This window comes from Streptomyces cyaneofuscatus (genome assembly GCF_000718135.1).
Taxonomy (GTDB): Bacteria; Actinomycetota; Actinomycetes; order Streptomycetales; family Streptomycetaceae; genus Streptomyces; species Streptomyces cyaneofuscatus.
On sequence record NZ_JOEM01000012.1, the window covers coordinates 50,719 to 71,395 of the forward strand.

Annotated in this window: 18 protein-coding genes; 15 read left to right on the forward strand and 3 right to left on the reverse strand. The window is 70.5% G+C overall.

Going from position 1 to position 20,677, the window contains the following annotated elements; genetic code table 11:
- The first annotated feature begins 1 nt into the window (after window position 1).
- Entirely contained in the window at window positions 2–1,021 is a 1,020-nt protein-coding gene (locus IF17_RS0120440) for a TerC family protein (RefSeq protein WP_030567996.1), read from the forward strand.
- Window positions 1,022–1,488: 467 nt separating this feature from the next.
- Here IF17_RS0120440 and IF17_RS0120450 read toward each other — a convergent pair whose 3' ends face one another.
- Both IF17_RS0120450 and IF17_RS0120455 read right to left on the reverse strand, forming a co-directional pair.
- Complete coding sequence (locus IF17_RS0120450) at window positions 1,489–2,145, reverse strand: MBL fold metallo-hydrolase (protein ID WP_030568000.1); 657 nt, start codon at window positions 2,143–2,145, stop codon at window positions 1,489–1,491.
- Between the two features lie 52 nt (window positions 2,146–2,197).
- Window positions 2,198–2,887 carry a maleylpyruvate isomerase family mycothiol-dependent enzyme gene (locus tag IF17_RS0120455; protein ID WP_030568002.1) on the reverse strand — a complete coding sequence of 230 codons (690 nt, stop codon included), beginning with the start codon at window positions 2,885–2,887 and terminating at the stop codon, window positions 2,198–2,200.
- Between the two features lie 178 nt (window positions 2,888–3,065).
- Here IF17_RS0120455 and uvrA point away from each other — a divergent pair, with 178 nt between their 5' ends.
- A complete protein-coding gene (gene uvrA / locus IF17_RS0120460) occupies window positions 3,066–6,125 on the forward strand; it encodes an excinuclease ABC subunit UvrA (protein ID WP_030568004.1) in 3,060 nt (1,019 codons plus the stop codon).
- A gap of 192 nt (window positions 6,126–6,317) precedes the next feature.
- The gene (locus tag IF17_RS0120465; RefSeq protein WP_030568006.1) at window positions 6,318–6,746 is read left to right on the forward strand and encodes a Rieske (2Fe-2S) protein; all 429 of its coding nucleotides are present in this window, start codon (window positions 6,318–6,320) and stop codon (window positions 6,744–6,746) included.
- Between the two features lie 54 nt (window positions 6,747–6,800).
- Here the strand turns inward: IF17_RS0120465 and IF17_RS0120470 are convergent, their stop codons facing one another.
- A complete protein-coding gene (locus IF17_RS0120470) occupies window positions 6,801–7,736 on the reverse strand; it encodes a hypothetical protein (RefSeq protein WP_030568008.1) in 936 nt (311 codons plus the stop codon).
- A gap of 226 nt (window positions 7,737–7,962) precedes the next feature.
- On the opposite strand from IF17_RS0120470, the gene IF17_RS0120475 reads away from it, so the two are divergent.
- The 12 genes from IF17_RS0120475 (at window position 7,963) to pgi (ending at window position 20,676) form a co-directional block, all read left to right on the forward strand.
- Complete coding sequence (locus tag IF17_RS0120475) at window positions 7,963–8,565, forward strand: papain-like cysteine protease family protein (protein ID WP_030568010.1); 603 nt, start codon at window positions 7,963–7,965, stop codon at window positions 8,563–8,565.
- Window positions 8,566–8,569: 4 nt separating this feature from the next.
- Window positions 8,570–9,469: a hypothetical protein gene (locus IF17_RS0120480; RefSeq protein WP_030568012.1), complete on the forward strand. Its 900-nt coding sequence runs from the start codon at window positions 8,570–8,572 to the stop codon at window positions 9,467–9,469.
- Window positions 9,470–9,612: 143 nt separating this feature from the next.
- Window positions 9,613–11,673, forward strand: a complete 2,061-nt coding sequence (gene uvrC / locus IF17_RS0120485) for an excinuclease ABC subunit UvrC (protein WP_030568014.1) — start codon at window positions 9,613–9,615, stop codon at window positions 11,671–11,673.
- Window positions 11,670–12,677 carry an RNase adapter RapZ gene (rapZ, locus tag IF17_RS0120490; RefSeq protein ID WP_237667026.1) on the forward strand — a complete coding sequence of 336 codons (1,008 nt, stop codon included), beginning with the start codon at window positions 11,670–11,672 and terminating at the stop codon, window positions 12,675–12,677. Before uvrC ends, rapZ begins: the two co-directional genes overlap by 4 nt.
- Entirely contained in the window at window positions 12,674–13,708 is a 1,035-nt protein-coding gene (locus IF17_RS0120495) for a gluconeogenesis factor YvcK family protein (RefSeq protein ID WP_030568018.1), read from the forward strand. Before rapZ ends, IF17_RS0120495 begins: the two co-directional genes overlap by 4 nt.
- A complete protein-coding gene (whiA, locus tag IF17_RS0120500) occupies window positions 13,699–14,688 on the forward strand; it encodes a DNA-binding protein WhiA (protein WP_026241502.1) in 990 nt (329 codons plus the stop codon). Before IF17_RS0120495 ends, whiA begins: the two co-directional genes overlap by 10 nt.
- A gap of 241 nt (window positions 14,689–14,929) precedes the next feature.
- Window positions 14,930–15,940 carry a type I glyceraldehyde-3-phosphate dehydrogenase gene (gap, locus tag IF17_RS0120505; RefSeq protein WP_015607849.1) on the forward strand — a complete coding sequence of 337 codons (1,011 nt, stop codon included), beginning with the start codon at window positions 14,930–14,932 and terminating at the stop codon, window positions 15,938–15,940.
- Between the two features lie 113 nt (window positions 15,941–16,053).
- Window positions 16,054–17,265, forward strand: a complete 1,212-nt coding sequence (locus IF17_RS0120510) for a phosphoglycerate kinase (protein WP_030568021.1) — start codon at window positions 16,054–16,056, stop codon at window positions 17,263–17,265.
- Window positions 17,266–17,271: 6 nt separating this feature from the next.
- Window positions 17,272–18,048, forward strand: a complete 777-nt coding sequence (gene tpiA / locus IF17_RS0120515; protein WP_030568023.1) for a triose-phosphate isomerase — start codon at window positions 17,272–17,274, stop codon at window positions 18,046–18,048.
- 120 nt (window positions 18,049–18,168) lie between these two features.
- Window positions 18,169–18,399, forward strand: coding sequence for a preprotein translocase subunit SecG (gene secG, locus IF17_RS0120520; RefSeq protein ID WP_018512146.1), 231 nt, complete (start codon window positions 18,169–18,171; stop codon window positions 18,397–18,399).
- A gap of 109 nt (window positions 18,400–18,508) precedes the next feature.
- Window positions 18,509–18,844 carry an RNA polymerase-binding protein RbpA gene (locus IF17_RS0120525; protein WP_073217477.1) on the forward strand — a complete coding sequence of 112 codons (336 nt, stop codon included), beginning with the start codon at window positions 18,509–18,511 and terminating at the stop codon, window positions 18,842–18,844.
- 179 nt (window positions 18,845–19,023) lie between these two features.
- Entirely contained in the window at window positions 19,024–20,676 is a 1,653-nt protein-coding gene (pgi, locus tag IF17_RS0120530) for a glucose-6-phosphate isomerase (RefSeq protein ID WP_030568025.1), read from the forward strand.
- Window position 20,677: the final 1 nt, after the last annotated feature.

The window sequence follows — 20,677 nt, forward strand, 5'->3', positions numbered from 1 at the left end:
AGTGGACGTTTCATGGACCCTTTGGGCTGTGACCATCATTGGTCTGTCAGCCCTGATCGCCGTCGACTTCTTCATCGGGCGCAAGCCCCATGACGTGTCGACCAAGGAAGCCGGAATCTGGACGATCGTCTGGATCGCCCTGGCCGTCCTCTTCGGACTCGGCCTGCTGGTGTTCGGCAGCAGCCAGGCATCCGGAGAGTTCTTCGCCGGATTCATCACCGAGAAGTCGCTGAGCGTCGACAACCTCTTCGTCTTCGTCCTGATCATGGCGAAGTTCTCGGTGCCCTCGCACCTCCAGCAGCGCGTGCTGCTCATCGGTGTGCTCATCGCCCTGGTGCTCCGGGCGATCTTCATCGCCGCCGGTGCCGCCGTGATCGCGAACTTCTCGTGGGTGTTCTACATCTTCGGCGCGTTCCTGATCTACACCGCCTGGAAGCTCATCCAGGAAGCCCGGGCCGGTGAGGAGGAAGAGGAGTTCGAGGAGAACCGTCTCCTCAAGTCGATCGAGAAGCGCTTCGGCGTCTCCGACCAGTACCACGGCACGAAGCTCTTCATCCAGAAGCACGGCAAGCGCGTCATGACGCCGCTGATGGTGGTCATGCTCGCCATCGGCACCACCGACGTCCTGTTCGCGCTGGACTCGATCCCGGCGATCTTCGGCCTGACCCAGGACCCGTACATCGTCTTCACGGCCAACGCGTTCGCGCTGATGGGCCTGCGGCAGCTGTACTTCCTCATCGGCGGTCTGCTGAAGAAGCTGGTCCACCTCAGCTACGGCCTGTCGGTGATCCTCGGCTTCATCGGCGTCAAGCTGGTGCTGCACGCCCTGCACGAGTCCGGGGTGCACGTGCCCGAGATCTCCATCCCGTTCTCCCTCACCGTCATCTGCGGCGTCCTGGTGGTCACCACGATCACCAGCCTGATCGCCAACAAGAAGCAGGAGGCGGCCGAGGCCGAGGCGGCGGCCAAGGCGAAGGGCATCGACGCGTCCGACGAGCAGACGGAGAGCGTCAGCAGCTGACCCCGGGCCGCCCACGGCGGCACAGGGACCTCACCGGCAGCGGCCGGGGCTGGAACGGCGCAAGCCGTCCGCCCCGGCCGCTGTGCGTGTGTGCCGTCGGAGGCTTGTCGTCAGAGGCCTGGGCGTGCCCGGGGGAGAGGGTGTCGCTGCGGACACCGTGGACGAGGAGGGCCGGGCACTCCGTGGCCGGCCAGTCGCCCCAGTGATCGCCCTGGAGCAGCCGCTGCGAGGCGACCATGTCCTCCGGACGGACGGCCGGCCCCCAGCCGTCGTCGTACGAGCGGATCGCGTCGCCCGGATAGCGCGCGGACGCGCCCAGCCCCGCGACCAGGGCCCCGCGACCAGGGCCTCGCGGCCCGGCGCCCGTCGAGGTCCAGATCGACGCGGGTCGCCTCGGGCACGGTGAAGGTCATTCCGGACCCTGGTGTGCGGGTCTGACACAGCCCGCAGCGCAAGGGTTCCGTCGGCTACCAGCCGCGCGCCCGCCACTGCGGCAGGTGCGGACGCTCGTCGCCGAGGGTCGTGTCGTTGCCGTGGCCCGGGTAGACCCAGGTCTCGTCCGGCAGCCGGTCGAACAGCTTCGTCTCGACGTCGTGCAGCAGGCTCGCGAACGCCTCGGGGTCCTTGTGCGTGTTGCCGACCCCACCGGGGAAGAGGCAGTCCCCGGTGAACAGGTGCGGGGCCCCGTGCGGGTCGTCGTAGACCAGCGCGATGGAGCCGGGCGTGTGGCCGACCAGGTGGCGGGCGGTCAGCGCGACCCGGCCCACCGTGATCGTGTCGCCGTCCTCCACGGGCACGTCCGTGGCGACCGGGATGCCCTCGGCGTCGTACCGGCCGGCGTACGTCCGGGCCCCGGTGGCCGCCACCACCTCGGCCAGCGCCTGCCAGTGGTCGCCGTGCCGGTGGGTGGTGACGACGGACGCGATGGAGTCGTCACCGATCAGCGCCAGCAGGGTGGCGGGCTCGGCCGCCGCGTCGATCAGGAGCTGCTCGCCGGTGGCCCGGCAGCGCAGCAGATAAGCGTTGTTGTTCATCGCGCCGACGGCGACCTTGGAGATCATCAGATCCGTCAGTTCGTGCACGCTCGCCGGTCCGCCGACCTTCACCGCTCCGCTGTACGTCATACGGATCACCCTAATCCGTGTGACGTACGCGGGGACGGAGTCCGGACAGCCGCTACAGCGGAGGCAGCGTCGGCAGCGCGCCCCCGGTCACGGTCAGTGCCGAGCCGTCGCGGCGGCCGGCCAGCCAGCCGAGGAGGTCGGCCCCCGTACCCCGTACGGACACGGCCGGACCGTACGACCCGCCGCCCGTGGTCCAGGTGCGGCCGTCCTCGGCGGTCACCGTGGTGGCGGGAACGTCCGGGTGGCCGCTGAAGCGGTCGGTGAGGAAGACGATCTCCCGCTCGGTGAAGCCCTCCGGCAGGTCCTCCAGCTCGTAGCCCGCGTCCAGGTCGACGTGGTGGATCTCCAGCTCGATCAGCCGGCGGAAGGGGACCCGGGACGCGGAATCCGTCACGCCGTTGCGCAGGGTGACCGTACGGGACCAGTCGGCCGGTTCGTCCGCCACCGCCTGCAAGCGGTCCGCGCTCTCCCGGAAATCGGCCAGCTGCTCGTCCACGGGGCGCGAGGCGCCGGCCGCGATGTCGGCGTCCCTCATTTCGCTGCTCGCGTACATCGGCAGGCCCCGGAGAACATTTCCGAGCGCGTCGGCGTTACGTGACAAGTGGGTCAGGACATGGCCCCGACTCCATCCGGGCAGCCGTGACGGCTCGGCGAGTGCGGCGTTGTCCCACTTGCCCGCTTCGCTGAGCAGCCGGTCGGTCGCTTCGCGTACAGCTCCCAGGTCGTGCGCATGATCCATCATGCGGCCGAGCCTAGCTCCGCCACCCATTCGGGTGAAGGTGTCCGAGCGCGACCATAAATCGAATGTGCGTGCTATACGCTCGGAGGAGACAAAGCTTCCCACATCGCTGTGGCGCCCCCCATAACCTGGAACGGGGGCTCAGTTCCCCCCGTTTCTCTCTAGAAAGGTGCGGACCGGCGTGGCCGACCGTCTCATCGTCCGTGGCGCGCGCGAGCACAACCTGAAGAACGTCTCGCTCGATCTCCCCCGTGACTCCCTCATCGTCTTCACCGGGCTCTCCGGGTCGGGCAAGTCGTCCCTCGCGTTCGACACGATCTTCGCCGAGGGCCAGCGGCGCTATGTGGAGTCCCTCTCCTCGTACGCCCGGCAGTTCCTCGGCCAGATGGACAAGCCGGACGTCGATTTCATCGAGGGCCTCTCCCCAGCCGTCTCCATCGACCAGAAGTCGACCTCGCGCAACCCGCGCTCGACGGTCGGCACCATCACGGAGGTCTACGACTACCTCCGCCTGCTCTTCGCCCGGATCGGCAAGCCGCACTGCCCCGAGTGCGGGCGCCCCATCGCCCGCCAGTCGCCGCAGGCCATCGTGGACAAGGTCCTCGGCCTGCCCGAGGGCAGCCGCTTCCAGGTGCTCTCGCCGCTCGTGCGCGAGCGCAAGGGCGAGTTCGTCGACCTCTTCGCCGACCTCCAGACCAAGGGGTACAGCCGCGCCCGGGTCGACGGCACCACCATCCAGCTCTCCGAGCCGCCCACGCTCAAGAAGCAGGAGAAGCACACCATCGAGGTGGTCATCGACCGTCTCACCGTCAAGGACAGCGCCAAGCGCCGGCTCACCGACTCGGTGGAGACCGCGCTCGGCCTCTCCGGCGGCATGGTCGTCCTTGACTTCGTCGACCTCCCCGAGGACGACCCCGAGCGCGAGCGCATGTATTCGGAGCACCTCTACTGCGCGTACGACGACCTCTCCTTCGAGGAGCTGGAGCCGCGCTCCTTCTCCTTCAACTCGCCCTTCGGCGCCTGCCCCGACTGCACGGGCATCGGTACGCGGATGGAGGTCGACCCGGAGCTGATCGTTCCGGACGAGGAGAAGTCGCTCGACGAGGGCGCCATCCACCCGTGGTCGCACGGCCACACCAAGGAGTACTTCGGCCGGCTGATCGGCGCGCTGGCCAAGGCGCTCGGCTTCCGCACGGACATCCCCTGGGCCGGACTGCCGCAGCGCGCCAAGAAGGCCCTGCTGTACGGCCACAAGATCCAGACCGAGGTCCGCTACCGCAACCGGTACGGGCGCGAGCGCGCCTACACCACCCCCGCCTTCGAAGGCGCGGTCCAGTTCGTCAAGCGGCGCCACACCGAGGCCGAGAGCGACTCCAGCCGGGAGCGCTTCGAGGGCTACATGCGCGAGGTGCCCTGCCCCACCTGTGAGGGCACCCGGCTCAAGCCGATCGTCCTCGCGGTGACGGTGATGGAGCGGTCCATCGCCGAGGTCGCCGCGATGTCGATCAGCGAGTGCGCCGAGTTCCTGGGCCGCCTCAAGCTGAACGCCCGCGACAAGAAGATCGCCGAGCGGGTCCTCAAGGAGGTCAACGAGCGGCTGAAGTTCCTGGTCGACGTCGGCCTGGACTACCTCTCGCTGAACCGCGCGGCCGGCACGCTCTCCGGCGGCGAGGCCCAGCGCATCCGGCTCGCCACCCAGATCGGCTCCGGCCTGGTCGGCGTGCTGTACGTCCTGGACGAGCCGTCCATCGGGCTGCACCAGCGCGACAACCACCGTCTGATCGAGACCCTGGTCCGGCTCCGCGACATGGGCAACACGCTCATCGTCGTCGAGCACGACGAGGACACCATCAAGGTCGCGGACTGGGTCGTCGACATCGGCCCCGGCGCCGGTGAGCACGGCGGCAAGGTCGTCCACTCCGGCTCGCTCAAGGAGCTGCTGACCAACAAGGAGTCGATCACCGGCCAGTATCTGTCCGGCAAGCGGGCCATCCCGACGCCGGACGTCCGCCGCCCGGTCGACCCCTCCCGCAGCCTCACGGTGCACGGCGCCCGCGAGAACAACCTGCACGACATCGACGTCTCCTTCCCGCTCGGCGTGCTCACCGCTGTCACCGGCGTCTCCGGGTCCGGGAAGTCGACCCTGGTCAACGACATCCTCTACACCCACCTGGCCCGCGAGCTGAACGGCGCCAAGTCGGTTCCCGGCCGCCACACCCGGGTCGACGGCGACGACCTCGTCGACAAGGTGGTCCACGTCGACCAGTCGCCGATCGGCCGGACGCCCCGGTCCAACCCGGCGACGTACACCGGGGTCTTCGACCACGTCCGCAGGCTGTTCGCGGAGACGATGGAGGCGAAGGTGCGCGGCTATCTGCCGGGCCGCTTCTCCTTCAACGTCAAGGGCGGCCGCTGCGAGAACTGCTCCGGCGACGGCACGATCAAGATCGAGATGAACTTCCTGCCCGATGTGTACGTCCCGTGCGAGGTCTGCCACGGTGCGCGCTACAACCGGGAGACCCTGGAGGTCCACTACAAGGGCAAGTCCATCGCCGAGGTGCTGGACATGCCGATCGAGGAGGGCCTGGAGTTCTTCGAGGCCGTCCCGGCGATCGCCCGCCACCTCCGTACGCTGAACGACGTGGGTCTGGGGTACGTCCGGCTCGGCCAGTCCGCGCCGACCCTCTCCGGCGGTGAGGCGCAGCGCGTCAAGCTGGCGAGCGAGCTCCAGAAGCGTTCCACCGGCCGCACGGTCTACGTCCTGGACGAGCCGACCACCGGTCTCCACTTCGAGGACATCAGCAAGCTGATCACGGTCCTCTCCGGCCTGGTCGACAAGGGCAACTCGGTGATCGTCATCGAGCACAACCTGGACGTCATCAAGACCGCCGACTGGGTCATCGACATGGGCCCCGAAGGCGGCAACGGCGGCGGACTGGTCGTCGCCGAGGGCACGCCCGAGGAGGTCGCCTCGGTCCCCGCCAGCCACACCGGGAAGTTCCTCCAGGGAATCCTGGACGCGGACCGGATCAGTGAGGCCGCGGTGCCGTCGGGACGCGGGACGGCTCGTAAGACCGCCGCCCGCAAGACCACCACGGCGAAGAAGGCCACGGCGGCCGGTGCGAAGAAGGCCACCGCCACCAAGGCCACGGCGGCCAAAAAGGCGACGGCGAAGAAAGCCACCGCCACCAAGGCCACCACCGCCGCCGCCAAGAAGGCGACGCGCGCCCGCAAGGCCTGAGAGCCGACGGCTGTGGCCCCCTCCCGCCCAGGAGGGGGCCACAGCCATGACCGGGAGCCACCGCCGTGACCGGGCCCGGCCGCAGGCCGTCCGTTCCCCGCCGGTATCGTCGGTTCCGTCACCGGCGGCAACAGCTTTCGCCGCTTCCCGGCGACACCCGCCCCACCCCGAACAACGATCCGTGGAGTCCGCATGCCCGGCCTGCCCGCCGCCCGCCGTACCGTGCTGAAGGGCGCCGCGCTCGCCGGTGCCGCCGGGCTGGGAGCGGCCGCCTGCTCCACCGAATCCAAGCTCGGCCACGCCAAGTCGCCCACCCCCACCGCCCCCGTCGCGCTCGGCGAGGCCTCCGAGGTGCCCGTCGGCGGCGCCAAGCTCTACCGCGAGCAGCGCCTCGTCGTGAGCTGCCCGGCGAAGGGCGAGTACAAGGCGTTCAGCGCCCAGTGCACCCACGGCGGCTGCGTCCTGAGCAAGCTCGAAGGCACCGAGGGCCACTGCGCCTGCCACGGCAGCCGCTTCGACACCACCACCGGCGAGGTCGTCCAGGGCCCGGCCACCGTGCCGCTGCCCGCCGTCCCGGTCACCGCAGAGGGCGGAAAGCTCGTCGCGGGCCCCAGCGCCTGACCCCGCCGCACGACCCCGGCGCCCGACCCCGTTCCCGTAACGCGGACCGGGCGGTCAGGCCCAGTCCCAGTCGATGCCGACGAGCCCCGGCCGCACCCCCTCCTCCACCACATGCACCGTCCGGTGCCGGCCGGTCAGCGTCAGGTCCCTGCGGGCAGCCCGTGCCGCACCGGCCGAGGACTGCTCGAACCGGCGGCACCGCACCGGCAGCGCCCCCTCGTCGAAGCCGACCTGGAGCACGTACTGCCCGCCGCCGAAGGTGAAGCCGCGCACGTACTCGTCGCTCGCCCCGCCCGTACCGTCCTCGAAGCCGTACCCGAACACGTACGTCTCGCCCGACCGCAGCCGGGTGTCGAAGAGCAGCTCCGCCACCAGCACCCCCGCCTCCGCGTCCCAGCGCACCCGCCCGGTCCGGCAGTTCTCTCCCGCCCGTACGGCGATCCGCGCCGGGTCGCACCCCGGATCGCCCCGGTGGACCGCCAGATAGCGGTCGACCCCGTCCCGGTGCGCCCGTACGACATGGAGCGAGGTCCGGCCCGCCAGCTCGCGCCGGGCCCCGATCCGTACCCGCTCCTGGTGGTCCACCGTGTGCAGTCCGCCGTCCACCGGTGACTCCATCGCCGCCAGCAGCCGTTCCACCGCCCCCGAGGACTCCAGCAGCGAGCGGTACGAGCGCGCCGCCGGGCGCTCCCCGTCCGCGCCGCCGGCCCCTTCCGTCCGGTCCCGCAGCAGCCGCAGCAGCGAGTCGTCCGGCAGCGCGAGCACGTCCTCCAGTGCGCGGACGGCCCGCAGGGACTCCGGCCGACGGGGTCGCCGTACGCCCTGCTGCCAGTAACTCAGGCTGGTCACCCCGAGCTTGACGCCCCGGTGCGCCAGATGGTGCTGCACCCGGTGCAGCGGCAGCCCGCGCACGGAGAGGGCGGTGCGCAGGGCCAGATGGAAGGGGCCGGTGTGCAGCACCCGGGCCAGTTCTCTCTCGGTGTGCCGCATAAGGGCCTCCGGTGAACGTTCACGTGGGGGAGAGGGGACACCGCCCCCGGGGGATGCGGGGGAGCAGGTGACGGGGCTGCGCCGTTCACACGGGCGTCGCGCCGTTCACACCGTGATGTCACTCCGCATTGAAGCGTGTTGACCTGTTCCGGACAACGCTCGATGCTCCTCATCAGCGTCCGGACGCGCTCCTCCGATCCCCGCCCCCCGCCTTGGGAGGAACGCCATGCGCAACCGAAGAATCCGTCGCCGAAGGCTGCCGTTCACGGCCCTTCTCGCCGCCGCCCTCCTCGCCGTCCCCGCGGCCACCGCCACCGCGGCCCAGTCGGACAGCGGTGTCTCCGTCGCCGCCGCCCAGCGCCTCAACATCACCATGCAGGCCCAGCAGAAGACCAACTGGTGCTGGGCGGCCGGCGGCAACACCATCGCCGCCTGGTTCGGCCGCAGCTACTCCCAGAACCAGTTCTGCAACGCCTCCTTCAACCGCTCGCAGAACACCGAGTGCCCCAACTCGCAGGCCACCCTCGGCAACGTCCAGACCGGCCTGTCCTGGACCGGCGTCCGGCCCGGCAGCTATGTCACCGGCTGGCTGCGCTACCCGACCGTCCAGGCCGAGATAGCCGCCCAGCGGCCCATCGAGACCCGCATCCAGTGGTCGTCCGGCGGCGGCCACATGCACGTCGTCTACGGCTACGACGACGCCAACAGCTGGGTCTACTGGGGCGACCCGTGGCCCTCCAGCGACCGCTACAACTGGGCCTCGCACTCCTGGTACGTGAACAACAACCAGTTCTCCTGGACCCACTCGCTCTACCGGATCGGGGCGTGAGGACATGACCGCGACCACCCGGCGCCTCGCCGTCACCACCGCACTCGCCGCCACCGCCCTGCTCGCCGCAGCACCCGTCGCCTCCGCCGACGGGACGCCCGCCCCGCCCAAGCTGACCGCCGCCACGCTCGAAGCCGCCCACGAGGCCGCCTCCGCACCGGCCACCCTGGACACCCTGTCCCGGTTCTTCGCCCGGGAGGGCGCGGTGGCGCGTACGGCGGCCGCCCCGCGCATCGAGGCGAAGACCGTCCCCGTACGTACGCTCTCGGCCGCGTTCGTCGCCGGGAAGCCGGGGGCCGCGCCCAGCAACCTGGACTACCTCGCCGCCACCGCCGTCTCCTCCGACGGCCAGAAGGCCTCCCTGTGGACCGTCCCCTGGGCCGGCGCGAGCGGAGCGTGGCAGGTGGTGAACATCGCCACCGGTGACGACGAGGCCCACTACACCGCGCGGGGGGCTCGCGCGCTCCCCGGCGGCACGGTCTTCCGGGAGCCGCAGATCGACGCCTGGTACGTCCACGACGCCTCCCGGGTCCTCCCGCTGGACGAGGACGCGACGGCGGCCGTGGGCGCCAAGGGCACCACCCTGAACGCCTACCGGACCCGGGTGAACGAGGCGTACGGCGACAAGCTGCCCGGCTCCGGCTACGCGAAGTCCGGCAAGGCGGGAGGCTACGGCCCCGGGGCGGCGGCAGGCACCGAAGCCCAGGCCCCCGCCGCCGAGGGCCCGGCCCCGGCGCCCGGCTCCGCGCTCGCCGACGCGGCGGGTACGGGCACCCCGGACACCGCCCTGACCACCGTCTCCACGATGGCCGGAGCCGGGGCCCTGCTCGCCCTGGCGCTCGGCGGAGCCGCCGCCGTACGCCACCGCGTCCGCACCCGGCAGAACCCCGCGCCGGACGCCTGATCGGATCGCTCCGGGGCACGCACGCCCCGGGACGGCCGTTCATGGAGCCGCGCTCCGGGGCCGCCGGCACCCCCGGCGCCCCGGAGCGCACCGGTCACCCGGAGGACGACGTCCTGTCACACCCCGCAAGTAGGGTGTGAACCATGGCAGACCCCTCCAGCTACCGCCCCAGCCCGGGGCAGATCCCCGACTCCCCGGGGGTCTACAAGTTCCGCGACGAGCACCGCCGGGTGATCTACGTCGGGAAGGCCAAGAACCTCCGCCAGCGCGTGGCCAACTACTTCCAGGACCTGGCCAATCTCCACCCGCGTACGCGCTCGATGGTCACGACCGCCGCCTCCGTCGAGTGGACGGTGGTCTCCACCGAGGTCGAGGCGCTCCAGCTGGAGTACACCTGGATCAAGGAGTTCGACCCCCGGTTCAACGTCAAGTACCGGGACGACAAGAGCTATCCCTACCTCGCCGTCACGCTGAACGAGGAGTTCCCCCGCGTCCAGGTGATGCGCGGCGCCAAGAAGAAGGGCGTACGCTACTTCGGTCCGTACGGGCACGCCTGGGCGATCCGCGAGACCGTCGACCTGATGCTCCGCGTCTTCCCCGTCCGCACCTGCTCCGCCGGCGTCTTCAAGAACGCCGCCCGCACCGGCCGCCCCTGCCTGCTCGGCTACATCGACAAGTGCTCGGCCCCCTGCGTCGGCCGGGTCACCCCCGAGGAGCACCGCGAGCTGGCCGAGGACTTCTGCGACTTCATGGCCGGGCGCACGGGCACCTACATCCGCCGCCTGGAAAAGGAGATGACGCAGGCGGCCGAGGAGATGGAGTACGAGCGCGCCGCCCGCCTCCGGGACGACGCCGTGGCCCTCAAGCGGGCCATGGAGAAGAGCGCCGTCGTCCTCGCGGACGCCACCGACGCCGACCTGATCGCCGTCGCCGAGGACGAGCTGGAGGCGGCCCTCCAGATCTTCCACGTGCGCGGCGGCCGGGTGCGCGGCCAGCGCGGCTGGGTCACCGACAAGGTCGAGGCGGTCGACACGGCCGGCCTCGTCGAACACGCCCTCCAGCAGCTGTACGGGGAGGAGCGCGGCGAAGCCGTCCCCAAGGAGGTCCTGGTCCCCGCCCTGCCCGAGGACACCGAAGCGGTCTCCCAGTGGCTCGCCGAGCGCCGGGGCTCCCAGGTCAGCCTGCGCATTCCGCAGCGCGGCGACAAGAAGGACCTCATGGAGACGGTCCAGCGCAACGCCCAGCAGGCGCTCGGCCTGCACAAGACCAAACGCGCCTCCGACCTCACCACCCGCTCCCGGGCCCTGGAGGAGATCGCCGAGGCGCTCGGCCTGGACGCGGCCCCGCTGCGCATCGAGTGCTACGACATCTCCCACCTCCAGGGGGATGACGTGGTGGCCTCCATGGTGGTCTTCGAGGACGGCCTCGCCCGCAAGAGCGAGTACCGCCGCTTCCAGATCAAGGGCTTCGAGGGCCAGGACGACGTCCGCTCGATGCACGAGGTGATCGGCCGCCGCTTCAAGCGCTACCTCCAGGAGAAGGAGCGCATGGGGGAGTGGGAACAGCCCCCCTCGGCGACCGACCCAGCCGCCACCGGCCCCGTCCCCGCTCCCACCGGCCCCGTCCCCGCTCACCCCGCCGCCTCCCCGGCCGACGAGATCGACCCCCGGGAGGACGACGGCCGGCCGAAGCGGTTCGCCTACCCGCCGCAGCTCGTCGTCGTCGACGGCGGGCAGCCCCAGGTCGCCGCCGCCAAGCGCGCCCTGGACGAGCTGGGCATCGACGACATCGCCGTCTGCGGCCTGGCCAAGCGGCTGGAGGAGGTCTGGCTCCCCGATGACGACGACCCCGTCGTCCTGCCCCGATCCAGCGAGGGCCTCTACCTCCTCCAGCGCGTCCGGGACGAGGCCCACCGCTTCGCCATCACCTACCAGCGCGCCAAGCGGGCCAAGCGCATCCGTACGAGCCCCCTGGACGACGTGGCGGGCCTGGGCGAGACCCGCAAGCAGGCCCTGATCAAGCATTTCGGCTCCGTGAAGAAGCTCCGGCAGGCGACAATCGAGGAGATCTGCGAGGTCCCCGGGATAGGGCGCAGGACGGCCGAATCGGTGGCGGTAGCCCTCGCCTCGGCGGCCCCCGCGGCCCCTGCCGTGAACACGGCCACAGGAGAGATCATGGAAGAGGACGACGGGGGCACGTCATGACCGAGCACACCCGCCGGGCCGACGGCGGGGGCGACGCCGACAGCGCGCCCACCGACGACCGGCAGCACGAACGAACAGACCGAGCAGACGGAGCAGACGTGAGTACGAACACCACGAACGAGACGGGCGAGGCAGTGGCGCCGGCCATTCCCGAGCTGGTGATCATCTCCGGCATGTCCGGCGCCGGACGCAGCACCGCCGCCAAGTGTCTGGAGGACCTCGGCTGGTTCGTCGTCGACAACCTGCCGCCCGCGCTGATCCCCACCATGGTGGAGCTCGGCGCCCGCTCCCAGGGCAATGTGGCGCGGATCGCCGTCGTCGTCGACGTGCGCGGCCGGCGCTTCTTCGACAACCTCCGCGAATCCCTCGCCGACCTGGAGGCCAAGCACGTCACCCGGCGGATCGTCTTCCTGGAGTCCTCCGACGACGCCCTGGTCCGCCGCTTCGAGTCCGTCCGCCGCCCGCACCCGCTCCAGGGCGACGGCCGCATCGTCGACGGCATCGCCGCCGAGCGCGACCTGCTGCGCGAGCTGCGCGGCGACGCCGACCTGGTCATCGACACCTCCAGCCTCAACGTGCACGAGCTGCGTGCCAAGATGGACGCCCAGTTCGCGGGCGAGTCGGAGCCGGAGCTGCGCGCCACGGTGATGTCCTTCGGCTACAAGTACGGCCTGCCCGTCGACGCCGACCTGGTCGTGGACTGCCGCTTCCTGCCCAACCCGCACTGGGTCCCGGAGCTGCGTCCCTTCACCGGCCTCAACGAGGAGGTCTCCGCCTACGTCTTCGACCAGCCGGGCGCCAAGGAGTTCCTCAACCAGTACACGGAGCTGCTCCAGCTGATCGCCGCCGGCTACCGCCGCGAGGGCAAGCGGTACGTGACCATCGCCGTGGGCTGCACGGGCGGCAAGCACCGCTCCGTCGCCATGTCGGAGAAGCTCTCCGCCCGCCTCGCCGCCGAAGGTATCGAGACCGTCCTCGTCCACCGGGACATGGGGCGCGAGTGACCGGTCGCAATCTGCGGATGCGGCGGCTGAGCCGCGCCACCTCGGCGCTCTCCGGCCGCAAACGCGGTGGACAGCCCAAGGTCGTCGCCCTCGGCGGCGGCATGGGCCTCTCGGCGTCCCTGGCGGCGCTGCGCCGGATCACCGGCGACCTCACGGCCGTGGTCACCGTCGCCGACGACGGCGGCTCCAGCGGCCGGCTCCGCGAGGAGCTGGGCGTCCTGCCCCCCGGCGACCTGCGCAAGGCGCTCGCCGCGCTCTGCGGCGACGACGACTGGGGCCGCACCTGGTCCCGGGTCATCCAGCACCGGTTCGAGTCCAAGGGCGACCTCCACGAGCACGCGGTCGGCAATCTGCTGATCGTCGCCCTCTGGGAGCAGCTCGGCGACCACGTCCAGGCCCTCGACCTGGTCGGCAAGCTGCTCGGCGCGCAGGGCCGGGTGCTGCCCATGTCCGCCGTGCCGCTGGAGCTCCAGGCGCTGGTCAAGGGCCATGACCCGGAGCTGCCCGACGCCATCGTCACCGTGCGCGGCCAGGCCACCGTCGCGCTCACCCCGGGCGAGGTGCAGTCCGTGCACGTCGTCCCGCCCGACCCGCCGGCCGTCCCGGAAGCCGTCGAGGCGGTCCTCGACGCGGACTGGGTGGTGCTCGGCCCGGGCTCCTGGTTCTCCTCGGTGATCCCGCACCTCCTGGTGCCGGAACTGCTCGACGCACTGGTCACCACGAAGGCCCGCAAGGTGCTGTCGTTGAATCTCGCACCACAGCCCGGTGAAACCGAGGGGTTCTCACCGCAGCGTCATTTGGAGGTTTTGGGACGACACGCCCCTAAACTCGCCTTGGACGTGGTGCTGGCCGACGAGGCAGCCGTGCCCGACCGCGCATCGCTCGACGACGCCGCCAAGCGGCTCGGGGCGGCGGTCGAGCTGGCGCCGGTGGCATCGCCCGACGGCGTTCCGGTCCATGATCAGGAGCTGTTGGCCGCCGCGTACGACCGTATTTTTCGGATGCATGGAAGGATCGGCCCATGGCGATGACGCCAGCGGTGAAGGACGAAATCTCTCGGCTTCCCGTCACCCGGACCTGCTGCAGGAAGGCAGAGGTCTCGGCGATTCTTCGGTTCGCGGGCGGGCTGCACCTGGTGAGCGGCCGCATTGTGATCGAGGCGGAGCTGGACACCGCGATGGCGGCGCGCCGGCTCAAGCGCGACATCCTCGAGATCTTCGGGCACAGCTCGGAGCTGATCGTGATGGCCCCGGGCGGACTGCGGCGCGGCTCGCGCTATGTCGTACGGGTGGTGGCGGGCGGCGACCAGCTGGCCCGCCAGACCGGCCTGGTGGACGGCCGCGGCCGCCCCATCCGCGGGCTGCCGCCGCAGGTGGTCTCGGGGGCCACCTGCGACGCCGAGGCCGCCTGGCGCGGGGCGTTCCTCGCGCACGGCTCCCTCACCGAGCCCGGCCGCTCCTCCTCGCTGGAGGTCACCTGCCCAGGACCGGAGGCGGCCCTCGCCCTGGTCGGCGCGGCCCGCCGGCTCTCCATCGCCGCCAAGGCCCGCGAGGTGCGCGGCGTGGACCGGGTCGTCGTCCGCGACGGCGACGCCATCGGCGCCCTGCTCACCCGGCTCGGCGCCCACGAGTCGGTGCTGGCCTGGGAGGAGCGCCGGATGCGGCGCGAGGTCCGCGCCACGGCCAACCGCCTCGCCAACTTCGATGACGCGAACCTGCGCCGCTCGGCCCGCGCGGCGGTCGCCGCCGGGGCCCGGGTGGGGCGCGCGCTGGAGATCCTCGGCGAGGAGGTCCCCGAGCACCTCGCGGCGGCCGGCCGGCTCCGCATGGAGCACAAGCAGGCCTCGCTGGAGGAGCTGGGAGCGCTCGCCGAACCGCCGCTGACGAAGGACGCGGTCGCCGGCCGGATCCGCCGCCTGCTGGCCATGGCCGACAAGCGCGCCCAGGACCTCGGCATCCCCGGCACGGAGGCCACGCTCAGCGAGGAGCTGGCGGACGGCCTGGTCGGCTGAGCCGAGCGGCGGCCCGGGACCAACGTCCCGGTCCGCACCGGGACCAAGGTCCTGAAGCGTGAACGGAGGCCCGTGACCCTACTGGGGAGTACGGGCCTCCCGGCGTATCCCGGTGGCGCGTACGGCCCCTCTCGATGTCACCCCGGAGCCCTAGGAGGGGTAGGGTCGGAGGCGGTCGGGGACATCCCTATACAACTCGCCGGCGTCGAAAACCGGCGTACCTATACGAGGAGATCGGTTCGTGACGATCCGCGTAGGCATCAACGGCTTTGGCCGCATCGGTCGTAACTACTTCCGCGCGCTGCTGGAGCAGGGTGCGGACATCGAGATCGTGGCTGTCAACGACCTGGGTGACACTGCGACCACGGCTCACCTGCTGAAGTACGACACCATCCTGGGTCGTCTCAAGGCAGAGGTCAGCCACACCGCCGACACCATCACGGTCGACGGTCACACCATCAAGGTGCTCTCCGAGCGCAACCCGGCCGACATCCCCTGGGGTGAGCTGGGCGTCGACATCGTCATCGAGTCGACCGGCATCTTCACCAAGAAGGCCGACGCGGAGAAGCACATCGCCGGTGGCGCCAAGAAGGTCCTCATCTCGGCTCCGGCCAAGGACGAGGACATCACCATCGTGATGGGCGTCAACCAGGACAAGTACGACGCGGCCAACCACCACGTCATCTCCAACGCCTCCTGCACCACCAACTGTGTGGCGCCGATGGCCAAGGTTCTCGACGAGAACTTCGGCATCGTCAAGGGCCTGATGACGACGGTCCACGCGTACACCAACGACCAGCGCATCCTGGACTTCCCGCACTCGGACCTGCGCCGCGCCCGCGCCGCCGCCGAGAACATCATCCCGACGACGACCGGCGCCGCCAAGGCCACCGCCCTGGTCCTCCCGCAGCTCAAGGGCAAGCTCGACGGCATTGCGATGCGCGTCCCGGTCCCGACCGGCTCCGCCACCGACCTCGTCGTCACCCTGGACCGCGAGGTCACCAAGGACGAGGTCAACGCCGCGTTCAAGAAGGCCTCCGACGACGGCGACCTCAAGGGCTTCCTGACGTACACCGAGGACCCGATCGTCTCCTCGGACATCGTCGGCGACCCGTCGTCCTGCACCTTCGACTCCTCCCTGACCATGGTCCAGGAGGGGAACACGGTGAAGATCCTCGGCTGGTACGACAACGAGTGGGGCTACTCCAACCGTCTCGTCGACCTCACGGTCTTCGTCGGCGAGCAGCTCTGACCCTCGGGTCGGCAGGCACAACGATGTGAGTGAAGGGGCTCGGTCGGCGCAACGACGCGCAGGCCGAGCCCCTTAGCATGCTCATCGGTCCTCCCAAGGAGTAAACGGAACAGATGAAGACGATCGACGAACTTCTCACCGAAGGGGTCGCCGGCAGGCGGGTATTCGTCCGCGCCGACCTCAACGTGCCGCTGGACGGCACCACCATCACCGACGACGGCCGGATCCGCGCCGTCCTGCCGACGGTCTCCAAGCTCGCCGAGGCCGGCGCGCGCGTCGTCGTCGCCTCGCACCTCGGCCGCCCCAAGGGCGCCCCGGACCCGGCGTTCTCGCTGGCGCCCGCCGCCGCGCGCCTCGGTGAACTCCTCGGTGCCGACGTCGCCTTCGCGACCGACACCGTCGGCGACTCCGCCCGCTCCACCGTCGCGGGCCTCACCGACGGCCAGGTCGCCGTCGTCGAGAACCTCCGCTTCAACGCCGGTGAGACCTCCAAGGACGACGCCGAGCGCGGCGCCTTCGCCGACCAGCTCGCCGAGCTCGCCGACGTGTACGTGGGCGACGGCTTCGGTGCCGTACACCGCAAGCACGCCTCGGTCTACGACCTCCCGGCCCGGCTGCCGCACTACGCGGGCTACCTCATCGCCACCGAGGTCGGCGTGCTGAAGAAGCTCACCACCGACGTCAAGCGCCCGTACGCCGTCGTTCTCGGCGGGGCCAAGGTCTCCGACAAGCTCGGCGTCATCGACCACCTGCTGGAGCGGGCCGACCGCATCCTCATCGGCGGCGGCATGGCGTACACCTTCCTCAAGGCCCAGGGCCACGAGGTCGGCAGCTCGCTGCTCCAGGAGGACCAGATCCCCGCCGTGCGGGAGTACCTGCGGCGCGCGGAGGAGAAGGGCGTGGAGTTCGTCCTCCCGGTCGACGTCGTCGTCGCCCCCGCCTTCCCCGACCTGAAGACCAAGGCCCCGGCCGACGCCACCACCGTCGCCGCCGACGCCATTCCGGCCGGTCAGATGGGTCTGGACAACGGGCCGGAGACCAACAAGCTCTACGCGTCGAAGCTCGCCGACGCGGCCACCGTCTTCTGGAACGGCCCCATGGGCGTCTTCGAGCACCCCGACTTCGCCGACGGCACCCGCGCGGTCGCCCAGGCGCTCGTCGACTCCCCGGCCCTCAGCGTCGTCGGCGGTGGCGACTCCGCCGCGGCCGTCCGCATCCTGGGCTTCGACGAGAATGCTTTCGGACATATTTCGACCGGTGGCGGCGCCAGCCTCGAATACCTCGAGGGCAAGACGCTTCCCGGCCTCGCCGCACTGGAGGACTGAACCTCAATGACCACCCGCACCCCGCTGATGGCGGGCAACTGGAAGATGAACCTCAACCACCTCGAGGCCATCGCCCACGTCCAGAAGCTCTCCTTCGCCCTGGCCGACAAGGACTACGACGCCGTCGAGGTCGCCGTCCTGCCGCCCTTCACCGACCTGCGCTCCGTGCAGACCCTGGTGGACGGCGACAAGCTGAAGATCAAGTACGGCGCCCAGGACATCTCGGCGCACGACTCCGGTGCGTACACCGGTGAGATCTCCGGCGCCATGCTCGCCAAGCTGCGCTGCACCTACGTGGCCGTCGGCCACAGCGAGCGCCGCCAGTACCACGGCGAGAGCGACGAGATCTGCAACGCCAAGGTGAAGGCCGCCTACAAGCACGGGCTGACCCCGATCCTCTGCGTCGGCGAGGGCCTGGACATCCGCAAGGCCGGTGACCAGGTCTCCTACACCCTCGCGCAGCTCGACGGCGCCCTGAAGGACATCCCGGCCGAGCAGGCCGAGTCCATCGTCATCGCCTACGAGCCGGTCTGGGCGATCGGGACCGGCGAGGTCGCCACCCCCGAGGACGCCCAGGAGGTCTGCGGTGCGATCCGCCGCCGGCTGGCCGAGCTGTACTCGCCGGAGCTGGCCGACGCCGTCCGCATCCAGTACGGCGGCTCGGTGAAGTCCGGCAACGTGGCGGCCATCATGGCGCAGCCCGACGTGGACGGCGCCCTGATCGGCGGCGCCGCGCTGGACGCCGACGAGTTCGTCAAGATCGTCCGCTTCCGCGACCAGTGAGTATGCGGTAGCGCGGATCCGTCGTACCCTTGCGGGGGCCGAGGGGGTTGTCACCCTCCGGCCCCCGCTGTACGTACAGGCAGTAGTCGAGAATTCTGAAAGTAGGGACCAGCCGTGGTTATGGCGTTCCAGATCGCTCTGATCGTCTTCAGCCTGCTGCTGATGCTGCTGGTGCTCATGCACAAGGGCAAGGGCGGCGGCCTCTCCGACATGTTCGGTGGCGGAATGCAGTCGTCCGTCGGTGGCTCCTCCGTCGCCGAACGTAACCTCGACCGCATCACCGTCGTGGTGGGCCTGGTCTGGTTCGCGTGCGTCGTCGTCCTCGGTCTGCTGGTCAAGCTGGGCGACTGACCCGACGCCCGCGATTGCCGGTGAAGGTGTAACTCCTTTCACTGGACGCGCGTTGGGCCTTACGTAGACTGGGGCTTCGTCGAGCACCATCAGGCAGGGAGTTACGACCGTGGCAAGTGGCAACGCGATCCGGGGAAGCCGGGTCGGAGCGGGGCCGATGGGTGAGGCCGAGCGGGGCGAGTCCGCGCCGCGCCTCCGCATCTCCTTCTGGTGCTCGAACGGGCACGAGACGCAGCCGAGCTTCGCCCATGACGCGCAGGTGCCGGACACCTGGGACTGCCCGCGCTGCGGCTTCCCGGCCGGCCAGGACAAGGACAGCCCCCCGGACCCGCCCCGCACCGAGCCGTACAAGACGCACCTCGCGTACGTACGCGAGCGGCGCAGCGACGAGGACGGCGAGGCGATCCTCGCCGAGGCGCTGGCCAAGCTCCGCGGCGAGATCTGACGTTCCGCGCAGCTCCACGGACCACCCCAGTCGTTCACCGGCCGGACACCCCACGGGTGTCCGGCCGGACTGCTTTTCCGCGCCGTGGCCCGCGTCCGCGCCACCCGCCTCCTCGATCAATTAGGTTGGAGGGGCAGCGGGGATGCTGACGTACAAGAAGAAGTGGGCTGATATCCGGGATGAACGCAGCAAGCCGAACCAAGCTCAACCAGACCCCCGAGTGGACGGCTCTCGCCAAGCACCGTGAGGAGTTCGGCGCGGCCCAGCTGCGCGAACTCTTCGCGCAGCAGCCGGACCGGGGCACCGCCTACACCCTCCGGGTCGGCGACCTCCACCTCGACTACTCCAAGCACCTGGTCACCGACGAGACGCTGCGCCTGCTGCGCGAGCTCGCCGCCGCCACCGGGGTCGAGAAGCTGCGGGACGCGATGTTCCGCGGCGAGAAGATCAACACCACCGAGGACCGGGCCGTCCTGCACACCGCGCTGCGCGCCCCGCGCGGAGCGGTGATCGAGGTCGACGGCGAGAACGTCGTGCCCGCCGTGCACGCCGTCCTGGACAAGATGGCCGCCTTCGCCGACAAGGTCCGGGCGGGGGAGTGGACCGGCCACACCGGCAAACCGATCAAGAACATCGTCAACATCGGCATCGGCGGCTCCGACCTCGGCCCCGCCATGGCGTACGAGGTGCTGCGCTCCTTCACGGACCGCTCCCTCACCGTCCGGTTCGTCTCCAACGTCGACGGCGCCGACCTCCACGAGGCGGTCCGCGACCTGGACCCCGCCGAGACGCTGTTCATCGTCGCCTCGAAGACGTTCACCACGATCGAGACGATCACCAACGCCACCTCCGCCCGCGACTGGCTCCTCACCGAGCTGCGGGCCGGTCAGGACGCCGTCGCGAAGCACTTCGTGGCGCTGTCGACCAACGCGGAGAAGGTCGAGGAGTTCGGCATCGACACGGCCAACATGTTCGAGTTCTGGGACTGGGTCGGCGGCCGCTACTCCTACGACTCCGCGATCGGCCTCTCGCTGATGATCGCCATCGGCCCGGACCGGTTCCGCGAGATGCTCGACGGCTTCCACCTCGTCGACGAGCACTTCCGTACCGCCCCCGCCGAGGAGAACGCCCCGCTCCTCCTCGGCCTCCTCGGCGTCTGGTACGGCAACTTCTTCGACGCCCAGTCGCACGCGGTGCTGCCCTACAGCCACTACCTGTCGAAGTTCACCGCCTACCTCCAGCAGCTCGACATGGAGTCCAACGGCAAGTCCGTCGACCGCGAGGGCGACCCGGTCGACTGGCAGACCGGACCGGTCGTCTGGGGCACCCCCGGCACCAACGGGCAGCACGCGTACTACCAGTTGATCCACCAGGGCACCAAGCTGATCCCGGCGGACTTCATCGGCTTCGCCGCCCCGGTCCACGACCTGCTGCCCGGCCTGATCGCCCAGCACGACCTGCTGATGGCCAACTTCTTCGCCCAGACCCAGGCGCTCGCCTTCGGCAAGACGCCCGACGAGGTCCGCGCGGAGGGCGTACCGGAGGAGCTCGTCCCGCACAAGACGTTCCGCGGCAACCACCCGACGACCACGATCCTCGCCGACAAGCTGACCCCCTCGGTCCTCGGCCAGCTCATCGCGCTCTACGAGCACAAGGTCTTCGTCCAGGGCGCCATCTGGAACATCGACTCCTTCGACCAGTGGGGCGTCGAGCTCGGCAAGGTCCTCGCCAAGAAGATCGAGCCCGTCCTGACCGGGAAGGCCTCCACCGGAGAGCTCGACAGCTCCACCGCCGCCCTGGTCACCGCCTACCGCACGCTGCGGGGGCGCTGAG